Annotated in this window: 13 protein-coding genes; 5 read left to right on the top strand and 8 right to left on the bottom strand. The window is 57.6% G+C overall.

Annotated features, from left to right (window positions below):
* Positions 1 to 85 precede the first annotated feature (85 nt).
* Entirely contained in the window at positions 86 to 745 is a 660-nt protein-coding gene (locus tag HB631_RS24020; protein WP_213993700.1) for a glutathione S-transferase, read from the top strand.
* A 352-nt stretch (positions 746 to 1,097) separates the two neighbouring features.
* On the top strand, positions 1,098 to 2,744 hold the full coding sequence (locus HB631_RS24015) for a Na+/H+ antiporter (RefSeq protein ID WP_213993699.1): 1,647 nt from the start codon (positions 1,098 to 1,100) through the stop codon (positions 2,742 to 2,744).
* A 52-nt stretch (positions 2,745 to 2,796) separates the two neighbouring features.
* On the opposite strand, the gene HB631_RS24010 is transcribed toward HB631_RS24015, so the two are convergent.
* A complete protein-coding gene (locus HB631_RS24010) occupies positions 2,797 to 3,696 on the bottom strand; it encodes a LysR family transcriptional regulator (RefSeq protein ID WP_213993698.1) in 900 nt (299 codons plus the stop codon).
* 120 nt (positions 3,697 to 3,816) lie between these two features.
* On the opposite strand from HB631_RS24010, the gene HB631_RS24005 reads away from it, so the two are divergent.
* Entirely contained in the window at positions 3,817 to 4,221 is a 405-nt protein-coding gene (locus HB631_RS24005) for a CidA/LrgA family protein (RefSeq protein ID WP_213993734.1), read from the top strand.
* On the top strand, positions 4,214 to 4,903 hold the full coding sequence (locus HB631_RS24000) for an LrgB family protein (protein ID WP_213993697.1): 690 nt from the start codon (positions 4,214 to 4,216) through the stop codon (positions 4,901 to 4,903). The genes HB631_RS24005 and HB631_RS24000 overlap by 8 nt, the downstream gene beginning before the upstream one ends.
* Before the next feature lie 377 nt (positions 4,904 to 5,280).
* Here HB631_RS24000 and HB631_RS23995 read toward each other — a convergent pair whose 3' ends face one another.
* The 3 genes from HB631_RS23995 to acs form a co-directional block, all read right to left on the bottom strand.
* On the bottom strand, positions 5,281 to 6,954 hold the full coding sequence (locus HB631_RS23995) for a cation acetate symporter (protein ID WP_213993733.1): 1,674 nt from the start codon (positions 6,952 to 6,954) through the stop codon (positions 5,281 to 5,283).
* A gap of 10 nt (positions 6,955 to 6,964) precedes the next feature.
* Complete coding sequence (locus HB631_RS23990; RefSeq protein WP_213993696.1) at positions 6,965 to 7,282, bottom strand: DUF485 domain-containing protein; 318 nt, start codon at positions 7,280 to 7,282, stop codon at positions 6,965 to 6,967.
* Positions 7,283 to 7,345: 63 nt separating this feature from the next.
* Positions 7,346 to 9,304 (bottom strand): acetate--CoA ligase, encoded by a 1,959-nt coding sequence (acs, locus tag HB631_RS23985; protein ID WP_213993695.1) that lies wholly within the window; start codon positions 9,302 to 9,304, stop codon positions 7,346 to 7,348.
* A 546-nt stretch (positions 9,305 to 9,850) separates the two neighbouring features.
* Between acs and gltP the strand changes: the two genes are divergently transcribed.
* Positions 9,851 to 11,167, top strand: a complete 1,317-nt coding sequence (gene gltP, locus HB631_RS23980) for a glutamate/aspartate:proton symporter GltP (RefSeq protein WP_213993694.1) — start codon at positions 9,851 to 9,853, stop codon at positions 11,165 to 11,167.
* A 36-nt stretch (positions 11,168 to 11,203) separates the two neighbouring features.
* Here the strand turns inward: gltP and HB631_RS23975 are convergent, their stop codons facing one another.
* The 4 genes from HB631_RS23975 to HB631_RS23955 are packed head-to-tail and all read right to left on the bottom strand — an operon-like array spanning position 11,204 to position 17,621.
* Entirely contained in the window at positions 11,204 to 14,323 is a 3,120-nt protein-coding gene (locus tag HB631_RS23975; RefSeq protein WP_213993693.1) for an efflux RND transporter permease subunit, read from the bottom strand.
* The gene (locus HB631_RS23965) at positions 14,320 to 15,996 is read right to left on the bottom strand and encodes an efflux RND transporter periplasmic adaptor subunit (RefSeq protein ID WP_255557254.1); all 1,677 of its coding nucleotides are present in this window, start codon (positions 15,994 to 15,996) and stop codon (positions 14,320 to 14,322) included. The genes HB631_RS23975 and HB631_RS23965 overlap by 4 nt, the downstream gene beginning before the upstream one ends.
* On the bottom strand, positions 15,993 to 17,243 hold the full coding sequence (locus tag HB631_RS23960) for a TolC family protein (RefSeq protein ID WP_213993692.1): 1,251 nt from the start codon (positions 17,241 to 17,243) through the stop codon (positions 15,993 to 15,995). The genes HB631_RS23965 and HB631_RS23960 overlap by 4 nt, the downstream gene beginning before the upstream one ends.
* 12 nt (positions 17,244 to 17,255) lie before the next feature.
* Positions 17,256 to 17,621, bottom strand: coding sequence for a copper-binding protein (locus HB631_RS23955; protein WP_255557253.1), 366 nt, complete (start codon positions 17,619 to 17,621; stop codon positions 17,256 to 17,258).
* Positions 17,622 to 17,646: the final 25 nt, after the last annotated feature.

The following is a 17,646-nucleotide window of genomic DNA, read 5'->3' as shown; positions in this document are numbered from 1 at the left end:
TCTCTTTAATTAAGTGACATCCTTCCGGGCAACTTCACGGGGTTGGTATACAGTAAGTACAGGATGACCCCCGAAGGAGCGCACCATGATTACCGTTCATCATCTGAACCAGTCCCGTTCCCATCGTATTCTCTGGCTGTTGGAAGAACTGTCCCTGCCGTACGACGTGGTGTATTACCAGCGGGAGAAATCCATGCTGGCCCCGCCATCGTTAAAACGCATTCACCCGCTGGGAAAAGCCCCCATCGTCACCGATGACGGGCTGACATTGGCGGAATCAGGCGCGATTATCGATTATCTGGAAGAGCGCTATGACAGCGCGCATCTGTTCAGTCCGGCGGACAGTCTCAGCGACAACGGCGTGCGATATCGTTATTGGCTGCATTATGCCGAAGGTTCATTAATGCCGTTATTGGTGATGAAACTGATATTCGGCATGCTGGGCAAACCGCCGGTGCCGCTGCTGGCCCGCCCGTTGGGAGCGATGGTGGGAAAGGGCGTACAGCAACAGTATCTGAACCCGCAACTGGCGACCCATCGCCAGTATGTGGAGGACCACCTCACATTATACCCCTGGTTTGCCGGCGAACAGTTCAGCGCGGCGGATATCCAGATGAGTTTTCCCATGGAAGGACTGATTTCCCGGTTCGGCGCCGAGGGCTTTCCCAAAATACAGGCCTTCGTGGCAAAGATTCAATCCCGGCCGGCCTACCTTCGCGCTCAAGCCCGCGAAGAGAAAAAATAACCGTTGCCCGCCAACGCCGGATCCTGAACCGGACGTGTTGAAGGGAGGGCCCGCGGGGGGCGAAGCGGGCAGGCGTTTTTCTGCCCGCTTCGACCCCCTTGGCATGGTAGGCCAGCAACCACTGAAGAAACCGAGTGCTCCACGGCAGGATAAGCCGGCTCTATGCCGGCCGGGAGCAGAATGTTCAACGCTTCATTGCAAAAAACGATCACAGGTTTTTAACTTATGGCAAAATGATCTACCATAACGACTCACGTTTTCGCCCAGACTTTCTCAAGGCCGGACTGTAAAACGTCGCCGGACAGACGACATAGCACCGACGACAGGGTACCGACGAAATAGTAAGGAAAGCATGGAAATCTTTTTTACGATTTTGCTCCTCACCTTGATGGTTTCTTTATCGGGGGTAGTCACCCGTATTCTTCCTTTTCAAATCCCCCTGCCGCTCATGCAGATTGTGCTGGGAGCGCTTATGGCCTGGCCGCGGTTCGGTTTGCATGTGGATTTTAATCCCGAGCTGTTCCTGGTGCTGTTCATCCCTCCGCTGCTGTTTGCCGACGGCTGGAAAACCCCGGCGCGGGAGTTTTTGCGCCACGGCGGCGAGATCGTGGCGCTGGCACTGGTCCTGGTGCTGATTACCGTGGTGGGCATAGGTTATCTCATTTACTGGATGGTGCCGGGTATTCCCCTGGTGGCGGCGCTGGCGCTGGCGGCGGTGCTGTCCCCCACCGATGCCGTGGCGCTGTCCGGCATTGTGGGGGAGGGCCGGATCCCCAAGAAGCTGATGGATATATTGCAGGGGGAGGCGCTGATGAACGACGCTTCCGGCCTGGTTTCCCTGAAATTCGCCATCGCGGTGGCCATGGGAACCATGGTCTTTACCGTCGGCGGGGCGTCGCTGGAATTCGTCAAAGTCGCGGCCGGGGGTTTACTGGCTGGCGTGGCGGTGACCTGGGCCTACAGTAAATCCCTGCGTTGGATTACCCGCTGGAGCGGCGACGACCCGGCCACCCAAACCGTGCTGCTGTTGCTGCTGCCTTTTGCTTCTTATCTGATTGCGGAACATTTAGGCGTCTCCGGCATCCTGGCCTCGGTGGCCTCGGGGATGACCATCGGGCAGTCCGGTATTATCCGCAATGCGCCGCTGGCCATGCGTCTGCGCGCCAACAGCGTTTGGGCGATGCTGGAATTTGTCTTCAACGGCATGGTCTTTATCATGCTGGGCCTGCAATTGCCGGAGATCCTGGAAACGTCCATCAGTCAGGCCATACTGGACCCCACCATTGAAACCTGGATGCTGTTCAGCGATATCGTGGTGATTTACGCCGCCTTGATTTTGCTGCGCTTCGGCTGGCTGTGGCTGATGAAAAAATTCAGCCAGCGGTTTTTGAAAAGGAGGCCGATGGTCTTCGGCGATTACAGCACGCGGGAAATCCTGATTGCTTCATTCGCCGGCGTGCGCGGGGCGATTACCCTGGCCGGTGTCTTGTCGATACCCCTATTGCTCAGCGACGGTTCCGCCTTTCCTTCCCGCTATCAGCTGGTGTTTATCGCCGCCGGCGTGATTGTATTCTCGCTGGTGTGCGGCGTCATTGCCTTACCGTTGCTGCTGCAAGGTATGGTGGTGTCGGATAAGAGCCTGCATCGCAAGGAGGAAAGGATGGCGCGCGCCGCCGCCGCTGAAGTGGCCATTGAAAGCCTGCGGAAAATGCATGAGCGGCTGGCGGGAGATCCGGAGGAAAACATAGACAATCAGCTGCTTACCGAAGTCAGCGCCCGGGTTATGGGCAATTTGCGCCGGCGAATAGACGGCAACAACGAGCTGGGTAATGCCCTGCTGATTGAGAATCTCGAACGGCGCATGCGTTTAAACGCCCTGCGCGCCGAGCGGGGAGAGTATTATCATCTGCGGGCGCAGCAAAAAATCAGCAACGAGACGTTGGTAAAGCTGCTGCGGGATCTGGATTTGCTGGAAGCGCTGCTGATAGAAAGCGAATAGCGGTTTCTCAGCGTCCCGACGTCTCTCCTTGCAGAAAGCGAATAGCGGTATCTCAGCGTTCGGACGTCTCTCCTTGCGGCCAGTGCCTGCGGCAGGCCTCAATCCACGCCTGGGCGCTGTGGGGCAAATAGATCCCTTGGCGCCAGATCAATCCCAGATGCCACATCATGCGCGGCGCTACCGGCAGCCATAACAGGCGGGATTTATCCAGCCTCTGGCAGATGGGTTCCGGCAGGATAGCGATACCGATGCCCGCTTCCACCATGGCCGCCAGAAAATCCCATTGCCCGCTGCGTACGGCGATTTGCGGATTGATGCCCTCGGCCTGGAAAGCCCGCATCAAATGCCGGTGCAGGGCGAAATCCTCGTTATAAATCAATACCGGCCAATCGCCGAGCTCCGCCAGCGCTATCCCGGTGCGGTTCAGCCAGGGAGCGGCGCGGGGCACCACGGCGCATAGCGGGTGGCTGAACAGCGGCAGGACGTTAAGGGCGGTTTCGGTTTCGGCGGTGAGCGCGGTAAGCGCCACGTCCAGCTCGCCGGACAGAACCGCCTGCTGTACAGTCAGTCCGCCGAACTCGGCGATCAACAGTTCAATGCCTGGATACCGGCGGCGGAAAGAACCGATCAAATCCGCCATCTGCATACCTACCATCGGCGGAATCCCCAGCCGCAAACGGCCCTTTTTCAGCGAGCCGATATCTTCGAGCTCCGCTTCCAATTGACGGAATTCATCCAAAATGGTCAGCCCGCGATGATATACCGCCTGACCGCTGTCGGTGAGCAGCAGTTTGCGCCCCTCGCGCATCAGCAGCGGCCGGTCCAGTTCATCTTCCAATTGTTTAAGCATTTTACTGATGGTGGGCTGGGTAACGAATAACGCGTCAGCGGCACGGGTAAAGCTTTGTTGTTTAACCACTTCCACAAAATAACGGAGTGTACGGATATCCATTACTATTCCTTTTGGTAATGATTAACATAATATTAATTCATTTCATGCAACTTTACCCCTCCGCCTATAATGCTTTCACATTATTTAATGTAGGATCTCACCGTGTTGTACTCTGCGCGCATGGCAGTACCGTTACGCTTGATTAACTTTCCCCTGGTGATTCAGTTGGCGTTGTATATCGGCTTATTCCTGGCTGCCCAGACGTTGGTGGACCGTTATCATTTGCCGCTGCCCGCCAACGTGGTGGGGATGTTTATACTGTTGGCGCTGATTCTCACCGGGATCTTGCCGGTACGGTGGGTGCGCGAGGGCGCGCGCTGGCTGCTGGCGGAAATGCTGCTGTTTTTTGTGCCGGCCGTGGTGGCGGTAATTAATTACACGCAGCTGCTGATGGTGGACGGTTGGCGTATCTGCGTGGTGATCGCTATAAGCACTTTGCTGGTCATGGGGACCACCGCCGTGGTGGTGGATCGTGTTTATCGTTTTGAACTGCGAATGGCGCGTAAAAGACCCCATCATGGTTAATCTTATTCTGAGCTGTGTATGTTTGTTTGTGACGCTGCTCTTGTATTTCGCCAATAAGTCTCTTTACCGCCGCTATCACTATTTAATGCTGATGCCGCTGATATTAACCCCGGTGGTGTTGATAGCGCTACTTGCCACCACCCATGTGACCTATCAACGCTATATGGTGGAAAATCAATGGCTATTATGGCTGCTGGGACCCGCCACCATCGCCTTTGCGGTGCCGGTATATGAAAACCTGTCCCTCATCCGCCAGCACTGGATGTCGCTGACAGCCGGGGTATTGGCCGCCACCTTGATGGCGGTGTTGAGTTCGGTTTGGCTGGCGCGCTTGCTGGCGCTGCCCGAGATTATTCAGCGCAGCATGGCGGTTCGCTCCATCACCACTCCCTTTGCCCTGGCGGCGGCGCGGCAGGTGGGCGGCCAGCCGGATCTGGTGGCGCTGTTCACGGTGATTACCGGGGTGTTCGGCATGGCGGTGGGGGATATTGTTTTTCTGCGCCTGTCGGTACGGGCCAAGATGGCTAAGGGCGCCGGGTTGGGTGCGTCGTCTCATGGCGCGGGTACCGCGCGCGCTTATGAGATGGGCCGCAAAGAGGGCGTGGTTTCCAGCCTGGTGATGATGTTGGCCGGCGTGCTGACGGTGCTGATTGCGCCGTTGATTAGCCGGTATATGTGGTAATGGGGATAGGCCCGAGTGCAGCGGGCCCGGCCTGCCAAGGGGCGTGAACCGTTGGCATGGTCTCCCTTTTACACGTTCGTTGCACGCTCGGCGTAAGCGGGCCTACCGCACCATGTGGCACTCCGGCAGGCGGAAAAACCCCGCCTGCTTCGACCCGGCCTTGGCAAACACGGTTTCCCTTTAACACGCGATCCCTTTGGCATGGGTCATCAAGTCCGGTGTAAGCGGGCCTACCGCACCATGGGGCACTCCGGCAGGCGGAAAAACCACGCCTGCTTCGACCCCATCGGCACGGTCTCCCTTTAACACGTTCGTTGCACGCTCGGTGATCGCGGTCTCCCTTTAACATGTTTATTGCACGGTCGGTGATCGCGGGTCTACCCTGCTATGGGCCGCTTTCCTGTTGCGATAGTATCGGCGGGGGGAGTGGTGGGTTCCTGCCACGCCCTGATACCGGTTTGGGAGCGGATAAACTGGGCGTAAAATAGCCCCCGCTCTTGCACCGCCTGCGTCGAACTGTCGGTGATGGAAAAAAGCCAGATGCCGATAAACGCCGCCAGCATGGAGAACAGCGCCGGGTATTCATAAGGATATATAGGTTTGGCATGGCCCAATACCTGCACCCAGACGGTGGGCCCCAGGATCATCAGGGTCACCGCGGTGATAAGTCCCAGCCATCCGCCCACCATGGCGCCGCGGGTGGTGAGTTTCGACCAGTACATCGACAGCAGGATAATCGGGAAGTTACAGCTGGCGGCGATGGAAAAAGCCAGTCCAACCATGAAGGCGATATTCTGTTTTTCAAACAACACCCCGAGGCCGATGGCCACCAGGCCCAGCACCAGCACGGTGACTTTGGATACCTTTAGCTCATCACGCTCGGTGGCTTTGCCTTTTTTAATGACGCTGGCATAGATATCATGGGATACCGCCGATGCGCCGGCCAGGGTCAACCCGGCCACCACCGCAAGGATAGTGGCGAAGGCCACCGCCGAAATGAATCCCAGGAAGAAATTGCCCCCCACCGCGTCAGCCAGATGGATCGCCGCCATATTGGCGCCCCCCAGCAATGCGCCGGTATTGTCTTTGAACGCCGGGTTGGCGCCCACCAGCAGGATGGCGCCGAAACCGATAATAAACGTCAGGAAGTAAAAGTAGCCCATGAAACCGGTGGCGTATAACACGCTTTTGCGTGCTTCCTTGGCATCCTGAACGGTGAAAAACCGCATCAGAATATGCGGCAGGCCGGCGGTGCCGAACATCAGGGCCAAGCCCAGCGATAAGGCGGATATCGGATCTGAAACCAGTCCTCCGGGACGCATGATGGAGGCGCCTTTGCTATGCACCTTCATGGCTTCGGAAAACAGGGTGTCGAAGCTGAAATGCACGGTTTTCAGCACCATCAATGCCATAAAACTGGCCCCGGCCAATAACAGCACCGCTTTGATGATCTGCACCCAAGTGGTGGCCAGCATGCCGCCGAACAATACGTACATCACCATCAAGATGCCCACCAGTACCACCGCCACATGGTAATTCAGGCCGAACAGCAGTTGGATGAGCTTGCCGGCTCCCACCATCTGGGCAATCAGGTAGAGCGCCACCACCACCAGCGAACCGCAGGCGGACAGCAGGCGGATGGGTTTTTGCCGCAGGCGGTACGAGGCGACGTCGGCAAAGGTATAACGCCCGAGATTCCGCAGGCGCTCGGCGATTAAAAACAGAATAATCGGCCAGCCCACCAGGAAACCCAGCGAATAAATCAGTCCGTCGTAACCGGAGGTATAGACCAGTGCGGAAATACCGAGAAAGGATGCCGCCGACATGAAGTCGCCGGAGATAGCCAGTCCGTTTTGCAAGCCGGTGATGGTGCCGCCGGCGGTGTAATAATCCTTACGCGAGCGGGTTCGTTTTGATGCCCAATAAGTGATGTAAAGAGTGAGGGCAACAAACACCACGAACAGAATAATCGCCTGGACATTCAATGGCCGGCTGTCGCCGGTTGCCGCCTGCGCTATCACCGGGAGCAGGCCTGCGACGCCCACCGCCATTTTGCCGAAGTTAGCCATTATAACGTACCTCGCGCAGCAGCTGCTGGGTCAGGCGGTCGAATTCGCCATTGGCGCGGATTACATAAATCGCAGTGAGGATAAAAGACATGATTATCAGGCCAATCCCCAAGGGGATGCCGCGCGTTACGCTGGTGCCTTGGTAAATCGGCGTTCCCAGCCAGCCTGGGGCAAAGGCGATAAGCAGGATAAATCCATAATAAAGTACCAGCATAATCAGCGTGAGCAGCAAGGCGAAATGTTGGCGTTTATTCACCAGTTCTTTGAAGTGCGGATTTTTTTCAATCCGTTGATAAATGATGTCATTCATCAGGGATTCTCCAGTAGGGTAGCGGTAACGATCGGATAAGGCCGCCCGCAGGCGGCGGAATGGTTATGAAGGCACGTTCATGGATTGTTTTTCTTCTAACAGTTTTTCAACCACGCCCGGATCGGCCAGGGTGGAGGTATCGCCCAGATTACCGGTATCGCCGGCGGCGATCTTGCGCAAGATACGCCGCATGATTTTACCGGAGCGGGTTTTAGGCAGTGAATCGGTCCAATGTAGAATATCCGGGGTGGCTATGGAGCCGATTTCCTTGCGCACCCAACTGCGCACTTCGTTATACAGTTCCGGGGTCGGCAGTTCTCCATGATTGAGTGTGATATAGGCGTAAATCGCCTGGCCTTTGATATTGTGCGGGATGCCCACCACCGCCGCTTCGGCGATTTTCGGATGGGATACCAGGGCTGATTCGATTTCAGCGGTGCCCAGGCGGTGCCCGGAGACATTCAGCACGTCATCCACCCGGCCGGTTATCCAGTAATAACCGTCTTCGTCCCGCCGGGCACCGTCGCCGCTGAAGTACATGCCCTTGAAGGTGGAAAAATAGGTTTGTTCAAACCGGTCGTGATCGCCATATAACGTGCGTGCCTGTCCCGGCCAGGAATCGGTGATGACCAGATTCCCCTCGGCGGCGCCCGGCTGCTGCTCGCCGCCGTTATCCACCAGGGCCGGCTGGATGCCGAAGAACGGCAGCGAGGCGGAGCCCGCCTTCAACGGAGTGGCCCCCGGCAGCGGCGTAATCATAAAACCGCCGGTCTCGGTCTGCCACCAGGTATCCATAATCGGACATTTACCGTTGCCGATTTTATGGTAGTACCACTCCCAGGCTTCCGGATTGATGGGTTCCCCCACCGAGCCCATGATGCGCAATGAATCACGGCTGGTGCCTTCGATAGCCTTATCTCCTTCCGCCATCAGGGCGCGGATGGCCGTCGGCGCGGTATAAAGAATATTGACCCGGTGCTTATCCACTACCTGGGCCATGCGCCTGGCGTCCGGCCAGTTTGGCACCCCTTCGAACATCAGGGTAATGGCGCCGCAGGCCAAGGGACCATACAGCAGGTAGCTGTGACCGGTGACCCAGCCGACGTCGGCGGTGCACCAATAAATATCGCCGGGATGGTAATCAAACACATATTTGAAGGTCATGGCGGCATAGACCAGATAGCCGCCGCTGGTATGCAACACGCCTTTGGGCTTGCCGGTGGAGCCCGAGGTGTAAAGAATAAACAGCGGGTCTTCGGCGTTCATCTCGGTGGGGGGACAATCGTCCGACGCGCCGGCCATGGCATCATGCCACCAGATATCCCGGTTTCCCCGCCAGTTGATATCTGTACCGGTACGTTTCAGGACAATCACTTTTTCCAGGCTCGTGACCGCCGGATTTTTCAGCGCTTCGTCGATATTTTTTTTCAACGGGATCTTTCTGCCGGCGCGAATGCCTTCATCGGCGGTAATCATCAGCTTGGCGCTGGAATCCACAATGCGGCCGGCAATGGCCTCGGGGGAGAAACCGCCGAAAATCACCGAATGAATGGCGCCGATGCGTGCGCAGGCCAGCATGGCGACGGCGGCTTCCGGTACCATCGGCATATACAGCGCCACCACATCTCCTTTGGCAACGCCTTGCGCCTTGAGCACGTTGGCGAAACGGCACACGTCCTGGTACAACTGGCGGTAGGTGATGATTTTGCTTTCATTGGCGTCATCTCCTTCCCAGATAATCGCCGTCTGATCGCCGCGTTCCGCCAGGTGCCGATCAAGGCAATTGGCGGCCACGTTGAGCGTACCGTCCTCAAACCAGCGGATACGAATATGGCCGGGATCGAAGGAGGTATTCTTAACCTGGGTATAAGGGGTAATCCAATCGATAATTTTGCCCTGCTCTCCCCAAAAAGCGGCCGGGTCGTTCACGGACTGCCTGTATAACTGCCGATATTGTTCTTCTGAAATGAGTGCCCGCTGCGCAATGTCAGCCGGAATCGGATAGGTATGCGGTTGGCTCATGGTTTCCTCCTTTAAATGTTAATAGTATGTCAAACGTAAGTTAATTAAACCTATCCCCACGGCTTTGTTTCCTTTTTGCGCAGTAGATCACGCAACTTTGGTGAGGTTTTGCTAAAGGGCCGCTAATTCTCTTTTACTCAGGGTGTAGGCGAACCTGTGAGGAGGATATTCATCATACTTATAGGGGGGTTGGAGGCGACATGTTCAGCCTTGCCAGAAGCAGGAAATAAAATTAAAAAGCGTTAAAAATGACATCGCAAGAGAAATGATTATTACCTTATTCATATTTTTTTACCGTTAAAATACATAAAGTTATATTGTATAATATGACTATTTACCCGTGTAAAGAATAAATAGTATTGAAGCATGGATAAATCAAAGCTTGCATTGATGCTTTTCGAGGTGTTACAGAATGGCGTTCTTTTATTTTGTGAGTCGAAAATTGGCCCCGCCGAATATGACCGAGCAGTGTATCAAAGCAAATAAAAAGCACTGCGTGACATGCCTTCGGCAATGGCGGGGTCTCTATGGGGAAATAATATTGTTATGAAAAGGTTAAAATTTACTCTTGCCTGGCAAATTCTGCTGGCGCTGATATTGGGCATCGGCGCCGGGGCGATATTACATCACCAGGGGGAATACCGGGATTGGCTGGTGGGCAATATTTTGACGCCGGCCGGGGATATATTCATTCACCTGATCAAGATGATCGTGGTACCGATAGTGATTTCCACCTTGATAGTGGGCATTGCAGGCGTGGGGGACGCAAAAAAGCTGGGTAAACTCGGCCTGAAGACCCTGCTTTATTTCGAGGCCGTCACCACCCTTGCCATCATCCTGGGCATCACCCTCGCCAATGTTTTTCAACCCGGGCTGGGCATTGATATGTCCTCCCTGGCGGCGGTGGATATCTCACATTACGAACAGACCGCCGAACGGGTGCAGAGCGGTGACCATGGGCTGATGGGTACGCTGTTGTCGTTGATTCCGCAGAATATCTTCGCCGCCATGGCCCACGGCGACATGCTGCCGATTATTTTCTTTTCGGTGCTGTTCGGCTTGGGATTGGCGGCTTTACCCAATGAAACCAAAACGCCGCTGTTGAATGTGTTCAAAGCGGTGGCCGAAACCATGTTTAATGTGACGCATATGATTATGCGTTATGCCCCGGTGGGGGTGTTCGCCCTGATTGCGGTGACGGTGGCCAATTTCGGTTTTGCGTCGCTGCTTCCGCTGGCCAAGCTGGTGCTGTTAGTTTACGCCGCGATCATTTTTTTCGCCCTGGTTATTCTGGGAGGGGTGGCGCGGCTATGCGGCCTGCGCATCTGGACGCTGATTCGTATTCTGAAAGAAGAATTGATACTGGCCTATTCCACCGCCAGTTCGGAAAGCGTCTTGCCGCGCATTATCGAGAAAATGGAGGCCTATGGCGCGCCGCGGGCGATAACCAGTTTTGTGGTCCCCACCGGCTACTCGTTCAATCTTGATGGCTCCACGCTTTACCAAAGCATCGCGGCAATATTCATTGCCCAGCTTTACGGTGTCGAATTATCCCTTGGTCAGGAGATCGTTCTGGTACTGACGCTGATGGTCACCTCAAAAGGCATTGCCGGGGTGCCGGGGGTGTCCTTTGTGGTATTGCTGGCTACCCTTGGCAGCGTGGGGATCCCGTTGCAGGGTCTGGCATTTATTGCCGGCGTTGATCGAATTCTGGATATGGCGCGCACCGCGCTCAATGTGGTGGGTAATGCGCTGGCGGTAGTGGCCGTCGCCAAATGGGAGAACCAGTTTGACGATGAAAAAGCCCGTGCATACGAAAAAGAGATGCTGACGGCCAAAGCGCCGCAGTCATCTCTGTTGTAATAGGATCGCGGCCCCGGTGGGGCCGCGTCCATATTCTTAGCCTTTGCGATGCAGGATGCGATAAAGCGCCGGGATCACCAGCATGGACAGCAGCGGTGCGCTCACCATGCCGCCGATCATCGGCGCGGCGATGCGCTGCATCACTTCCGATCCAACTCCGCCGCCCCACATAATGGGCAGCAGCCCGGCCATGATGGTGGCCACCGTCATCACCTTCGGCCTGACCCGCAGCACCGCCCCTTCGCGGATCGCCGCCAGCAGCTGTTGCTCCGACAACGGCTCGCCGTTAACCCGGTGTTTCTCCATAGCATGATTGAGGTAAAGCACCATAATCACCCCGAACTCCGCCGCCACCCCTGACAGGGCGATAAATCCCACCGCGGCGGCCACCGAGAGGTTATAGTGCAGCAGATAGAGCAGCCAAACCCCGCCGATTAACGCAAACGGCAGCGTGCCCATGATGAGCAACGCATCCCTGACCCGGCTGAAGGTGACATACAGCAGCACGAAAATAATCGCCAGGGTGAACGGCAGCACGATTTTCAGCTTGGCGCTGGCGCGTTCCAGATATTCAAATTGTCCCGACCAGCTTAACGACACGCCGTCCGGCAGCTTGACCTGTTGCGCCACGACCTGCTGCATGGCATCCACGGCGGATTTCAAATCACGGCCGCGTAAATCCACGTAGATCCAGTCCGACAAACGGGCATTTTCACTTTTCAGCATCGGCGGGCCTTCGGTGACCTTGATATCCGCCAGATCGGACAAAGCCACCTGAGCGCCGCCGGCGGTAACCACTGGTAAATCCTTCAGCTTTTGCACCGAATCCCGCAGCTCGCGGGGGTAGCGCACGTTGATGGGAAAACGCTCGCGGCCTTCGATGGTTTCACCGATGTTATCGCCGCCGATAACCGCCGCCACGATGGATTGCAGTTCGCTCACCGACACGCCGTAGCGGGCGGCGCGCACCCGGTCGATATTAATATCGATATACCTGCCGCCGTTAAGCCGTTCCGCCAGGGCGGAGGTCACGCCGGGCACGGTCTTCACCACCCGTTCAATCTGCTGGGCCACCGCTTCGATATCATTGATATTGTTGCCGTTAACCTTGATGCCTACCGGGCTTTTGATGCCGGTGGCCAGCATGTCCAGCCGGTTGCGGATGGGGGGTACCCAGACATTGGCCACCCCCGGTAACGATACCGTCCGATCCAGCTCCTGAATCAGCTTATCGGTGGTCATGCCCGGCCGCCATTGATCCCTGGGTTTGAAATGAATGGCGGTTTCGAACATGGTCAGGGTTGCCGGGTCAGTGGCGGTTTCGGCGCGTCCCGCTTTGCCGAACACCGTCTCCACTTCCGGTATGGTTTTAATCAGCCGATCGGTTTGCTGCAATAATCGGGCGGCCTCGTTGGCGGAGATGCCCGGCAGGGTGGAGGGCATATATAATAAATCCCCTTCGTCCAGCGCCGGCATAAACTCGGTGCCCAGCCGGCTCAACGGAAACAGGGTAATGAGCAGCAGCGCCAGGGAGAGGCCCAGGGTGGCTTTCGGCCAGTGCAGGACCCTTTCCAGCAGCGGCCGATACAGACTGATAAGCCCCCGGTTAATGGGATTGGCGTTTTCATCGGGAATACGCCCGCGAATAAAGTAACCCATCAACACCGGTACCAAGGTAATGCCAAGACCAGCGGAGATGGCCATGGCATAGGTCTTGGTAAACGCCAGCGGGCCGAACATCTTGCCTTCCTGCGCCTCCAGCGAGAAGACCGGAATAAACGACAGGGTGATGATAAGCAGGCTGCAAAACAGCGCCGGCCCGACCTCGGTGGAGGCCTGGGCGGAAATCTGCCAATAATCCTCTCCCACCGGCGTTTGGCCGGGATGCTCGTGCCGCCACCTTTCCAGCACCTTATGCATATTCTCTATCATGACAATGGCCGCATCCACCATCGCGCCGATGGCGATGGCAATACCTCCCAACGACATGATATTGGCGTTGACCCCCTGATAATGCATGACGATGAAGGCCCCGAGGATCCCCAGCGGCAGGGTGATAATCGCCACCAGCGCCGAACGGAAATGGAACAGGAAGAGGCTGCACACCAGGGTGACCACGATAAACTCTTCCACCAGCTTATGAGACAAGCTCTTGATGGCTGCCTTTATCAGGTTGGAACGGTCATAAACCGGGACAATCTGTACGCCGGGCGGCAAGCTGCGGCGGATTTCGTCGAGTTTCTTTTTCACACCGTTAATGGTATCCAGCGCGTTTTTACCGTAACGCATCACCACAATGCCGCCGGCCACTTCCCCTTCGCCGTTGAGCTCCGCCACGCCGCGCCGCATTTCCGGGCCCAGACGCAGGCTGGCGACGTCAGACAGCAATATAGGCACACCGCCGCGGGAGGTAATGACGATATTCTCAAAATCCGATGTGGTTTTCAGGTATCCGGCGGCGCGGACCATATATTCAGCTTCGTTCATCTCCAGCACAGAACCGCCGCCCTCCTGGTTGGCCTGTTTGACCGCATCGATAACCTGCTGATGTGAGACATTCAGGGCCCGCAGCCGATCCGGCTTGAGGATGATTTGGTATTGCCGCACCATCCCGCCGACGCTGGCCACTTCCGACACGTTCGGTACGGTTTTCAACTCGAATTTCAATACCCAATCCTGCAGGGCGCGTAAATCCGCCAGGCTATGGCGTCCGGTTTTATCCTCCAGGGCATATTCATAGATCCAGCCGACGCCGGTGGCATCCGGCCCCAGGCTGGCCCGGGCGTCCGGCGGCAGGGTGGATTGCACCTGGCTCAGATATTCCAGCACCCGCGATCGCGCCCAGTAGGGATCGGTGCCGTCTTCAAACAGGATGTAGACATAAGAGTCGCCGAACATCGAGAAGCCGCGCACCGTGGTGGCCCCCGGCACCGACAGCATGGTGGTGGTTAACGGATAGGTGACCTGATCCTCCACCACCTGCGGAGCTTTGCCCGGATAGCTGACGTGGATAATGACCTGTACATCGGAAAGGTCCGGCAGCGCATCCACCGGCATGCGTTGCAAAGCCCAAATACCCCAGGCGGTGAGCAGCGCCGCCCCCACCAGCACCAATAGCCGGTTGCGCAGGGACCAGCGGATGATAAACGCGATCATCGCACGCTCCTTACCGGTATCATCTGCGTGATACGGGCGCCATTATCATCCAGGGTGAAGTGGAACAACACCCGGCTGCCCACCGCCAGCCCCTGGGGAAGTTTCCCGTCGGGCAGGGTGAAGTCCATGGTCATCGGCGACCAGTGCAGTGCCGGCACCGCGTGATGAGACAGCGTCACCTGCCCATTGTTAACGGCATTAATAACCCCTTCAGTGGCATACTCCTGCGGCTTGGCGGCAGGCTGTGCCGGTGTTTGAGCTGGAGACGGAGCCGTGCCGGAGGACATCGCCGGCATATTAGGCATGGCCGCCATACCGGGCATATCCGCCATGCTTGTGGCGGCCGCAGACTGTGCCGGTGTTTTGGCGGATGCCGTACCCGAGGCGCCGGCGGCGGCCTGTGGGGCGGCATCGGCTGCCGTCGGCGGGTTGCCCGTCATTTGCGGCAGCGCGCTGCGCAGACTTGCTTCGGAATCAATCAGGAACTGGCCGGAAGTCACTACCCGATCGCCGACCTGGAGCCCCCGGCGTATTTCCACCCAGTCGCCGAATTCACGTCCCGCGGTGATCTCCACCGGTTTGAAATGTCCATCCCCTTCCGCCAGCAGCACGGTATTGCGGCTGCCGGTCTGGATCAGCGCGTCCTGGGGAATGGCCAAGACGGTATCCCCCTGTGCCGCCCGGGCCAACCGCACGTTCATATACATACCGGGCTGCAATTGATTATCCCGGTTATCCAGCGCGATACGGGCCCGATAGGTCCGGGTCGCGTCGTTCACCACCGGCAGCACTTCGCTGATGCGCCCATGAAAGGATTCGCCGGGCCAGCGCGCCGTGGTGGCGATGATGTCACTGCCCGGCGTCACGGCGCCGGCCTGGGATTCGGGATAATCCGCCACAACCCATACCGGATCCAGCGAGGCCAGTTCAAACATGGCCTGGGAGGCGGCGACCTGGCTGCCCTCACGCACGTCCAGCTTGCTGATAAAGCCCTGCTCCGGCGCCCGGATTTCGATGCGGGTTTGCGGTTGCCCGGTTTTTTCAATGGCCCGGATCAAGTCCTCCGGCATAAACAGCAGTTGCAGCCGTTGCCGAGCGGCGGCGGTCAGCGACGGGTCGCCTAAATGACGCACCGCCAGGTATTCCTGCTGGGCGGCGCTCCATTCCGGGATCCACAGGCGTGCCAGAGGTTGGTTCTTGGTCACCTGTTGCTGTTCGGCCCTGACATAGAGCTTTTCCACCAGCCCGTTGGCGCGGGCGGGGATAATCTGTATGCCGCGGTCGTCGATGTTCACCGTACCGAAAGCATCAAGCCGAGACTGCACCACCCGTTGTTCCACGTTCGCCAGCCTCACCCCCAGGTTTTGCTGTTGACGGGCGCTGACCGTCACGCCGCCATCCTGCGTATCTTCATCGGCATAGCGCGGCTTAAGAGGCATATCCATCAGAGGGGACTTGCCCGGCTTGTCAAAACGCTGTCCCGGCGACATGGGATCATACCAATACAAGACTTTCCGACCGCCGCTGTCAGCGGTGGCCGGCGCGGCGGTTTGGGCATCCGCCGGGGTCACTATCTCCGTCTGGCGCAAAAAATAGCCTCCGGCGAAGGCGGCCACCAACGCTGCCAAACTCAATAGGGGTGTGGCGATACGGCCAGTGTTAAAACGGCTCATGATTGGGTCTCCTGCGGAATAAGATAGCGAATGGCGGCCCAGCTTTGCGCCAAATCCCGTGCGGCGCGGTTTGCCTCAAGTTCGCTTTCAAGCAGCGCCCGCCGCGCGGCCAGCATGTCGGTCAGGGTGGCGCTGCCGGTACGGTATTGCGCCTGGGTCAGCTGCAGGCGCTGTTGCTGCAGCGGCAGAACGTCGTCTTTTTGCCGCTGCCAACGAGTCTGCGCGGCCTGGTATTGGGCTATCAGCATAGCCAGCTGTGCGTTGTGGTCGCGTATGGTGGTTGCCAACTGATCGTTGGCTTCAAATGTCCGCGCCTGATCCGCCGCGTGATCTTTATCCTGGCGTTGGGACTGAAACAGCGGCAAATCCATGGTGAACATCACGCCGGCCATATCGTCCAGACGATCGGCCCGTCTGCCGTAGTACACTTCAACGCCCACATCCGGGATGGCCGCCACCGCCGACTGGGCGGAACGGGCCTGGGCGACTTCCGATTCACGACGGGCCTGCAGGATCTCGGGGTGTTGATCGATGCCCTGCGCGAGTACCGCCGGATCGGCGGGCAGGCGTTCAAAGCGGGGCAGCGGGCCGGCGGTGCTGGCCTGATTGTCGCCGGTCAGCCGTACCAGCTTGGCCTGAGCCACCGCCACATCGCGCTGTGCATCGGTGACGGCATTCTGCATATCCACCACCACCAGGCGCCCGTCCAGCACCGAAGCGGCGCTTCCGCCGCCCGCCACCGCCGCTCGTTGTACCGAGATTTGTCGCTCGCTTTCCGAAAGCAGGCTGCGGGCTGCCATCAATCCCTGCCGGGCCAAGGCCATATCCAGCCAGGCCTGCGCGGTGTCGCGCTGCAACTGCGCCCGCAGTGTTTGATAACCGGCGGTGGCGGAAGCCGCTTCGGCGCGGAAGGCATCGGCCTTCCGGTCGCGCTTGGTACTGCTGATGTAATCCTGCTGGATGCCGATGCGCTGCATGGTCATGTCTTCGCGGGTGAATCGATGGGCATTATTCCCCCCCACCGGCACGTTTTCGATACCGAATTCCAGCTTGGGATCCGGCAATTGGGTGGCGGAATCGGCCTGGTTCGCCAAGGCCTGCCGTTCATGTCGATTGGCGGAAAGCTCCGCGGAATAGTGTTCGGCACGGGTCAGTGCTTCATCCAGATTCAGTTCCGCGGCGGAGGTCGTCGCGGAAGCAAACAGCATGAGGACCAACCACGCCCGTTGAGAGCATGGAAGTTGCATGGTGATCCTCACTTAAGGCTGAACGGGATGAATGGCGGTGAGCTGATAGCCCTGCGCATCCTGGCGGAAACTGAAATCGACCTGGGTGCCTACCGCCAGTTTCTGGCCGGCAAAGGCAGGGGGCACCGCGAAGGTCATGGTCATCGGCGGCCAGTTCAAGGCCGGAATGGCGTGATGGGCAATAGCCACATGCTGGTTATCCCACAGCTTGACAATTCCCTGAGAGTGATAGTCCGAGGCGGCGGCATCGGCGGCGGTCATCATGCCGTTATCGTGCTGCATGCCGGGCATATCGCCCATGGCCGCCATATCGTCGGCAAAAACCGGTAAGGTGAAGAGAGAAATAGCGGAAATAACGATAATAAATAAAGCTCGCATTGGATAGATTCCTAAACATAAGTCA

The organism is Sodalis sp. dw_96 (assembly GCF_018449575.1).
Classification (GTDB): domain Bacteria; phylum Pseudomonadota; class Gammaproteobacteria; order Enterobacterales; family Enterobacteriaceae; genus Acerihabitans.
The sequence above is the reverse complement of the archived record's forward strand: the minus strand, read 5'-3'. Positions and strand labels throughout refer to the sequence as shown.

Excerpts from the sequence above, each read along its gene's own strand:
- HB631_RS23955 (WP_255557253.1), bottom strand. The coding sequence starts at position 17,621 with ATGCGAGCTTTATTTATTATCGTTATTTCCGCTATTTCTCTCTTCACC.
- HB631_RS23965 (WP_255557254.1), bottom strand. The coding sequence starts at position 15,996 with ATGAGCCGTTTTAACACTGGCCGTATCGCCACACCCCTATTGAGTTTG.
- HB631_RS24000 (WP_213993697.1), top strand. The coding sequence starts at position 4,214 with ATGGTTAATCTTATTCTGAGCTGTGTATGTTTGTTTGTGACGCTGCTC.
- HB631_RS24020 (WP_213993700.1), top strand. The coding sequence starts at position 86 with ATGATTACCGTTCATCATCTGAACCAGTCCCGTTCCCATCGTATTCTC.
- gltP (WP_213993694.1), top strand. The coding sequence starts at position 9,851 with ATGAAAAGGTTAAAATTTACTCTTGCCTGGCAAATTCTGCTGGCGCTG.
- HB631_RS23990 (WP_213993696.1), bottom strand. The coding sequence starts at position 7,282 with ATGAATGACATCATTTATCAACGGATTGAAAAAAATCCGCACTTCAAA.
- acs (WP_213993695.1), bottom strand. The coding sequence starts at position 9,304 with ATGAGCCAACCGCATACCTATCCGATTCCGGCTGACATTGCGCAGCGG.
- HB631_RS23975 (WP_213993693.1), bottom strand. The coding sequence starts at position 14,323 with ATGATCGCGTTTATCATCCGCTGGTCCCTGCGCAACCGGCTATTGGTG.
- HB631_RS24010 (WP_213993698.1), bottom strand. The coding sequence starts at position 3,696 with ATGGATATCCGTACACTCCGTTATTTTGTGGAAGTGGTTAAACAACAA.
- HB631_RS24015 (WP_213993699.1), top strand. The coding sequence starts at position 1,098 with ATGGAAATCTTTTTTACGATTTTGCTCCTCACCTTGATGGTTTCTTTA.
- HB631_RS23960 (WP_213993692.1), bottom strand. The coding sequence starts at position 17,243 with ATGCAACTTCCATGCTCTCAACGGGCGTGGTTGGTCCTCATGCTGTTT.
- HB631_RS24005 (WP_213993734.1), top strand. The coding sequence starts at position 3,817 with ATGGCAGTACCGTTACGCTTGATTAACTTTCCCCTGGTGATTCAGTTG.
- HB631_RS23995 (WP_213993733.1), bottom strand. The coding sequence starts at position 6,954 with ATGGCGGTGGGCGTCGCAGGCCTGCTCCCGGTGATAGCGCAGGCGGCA.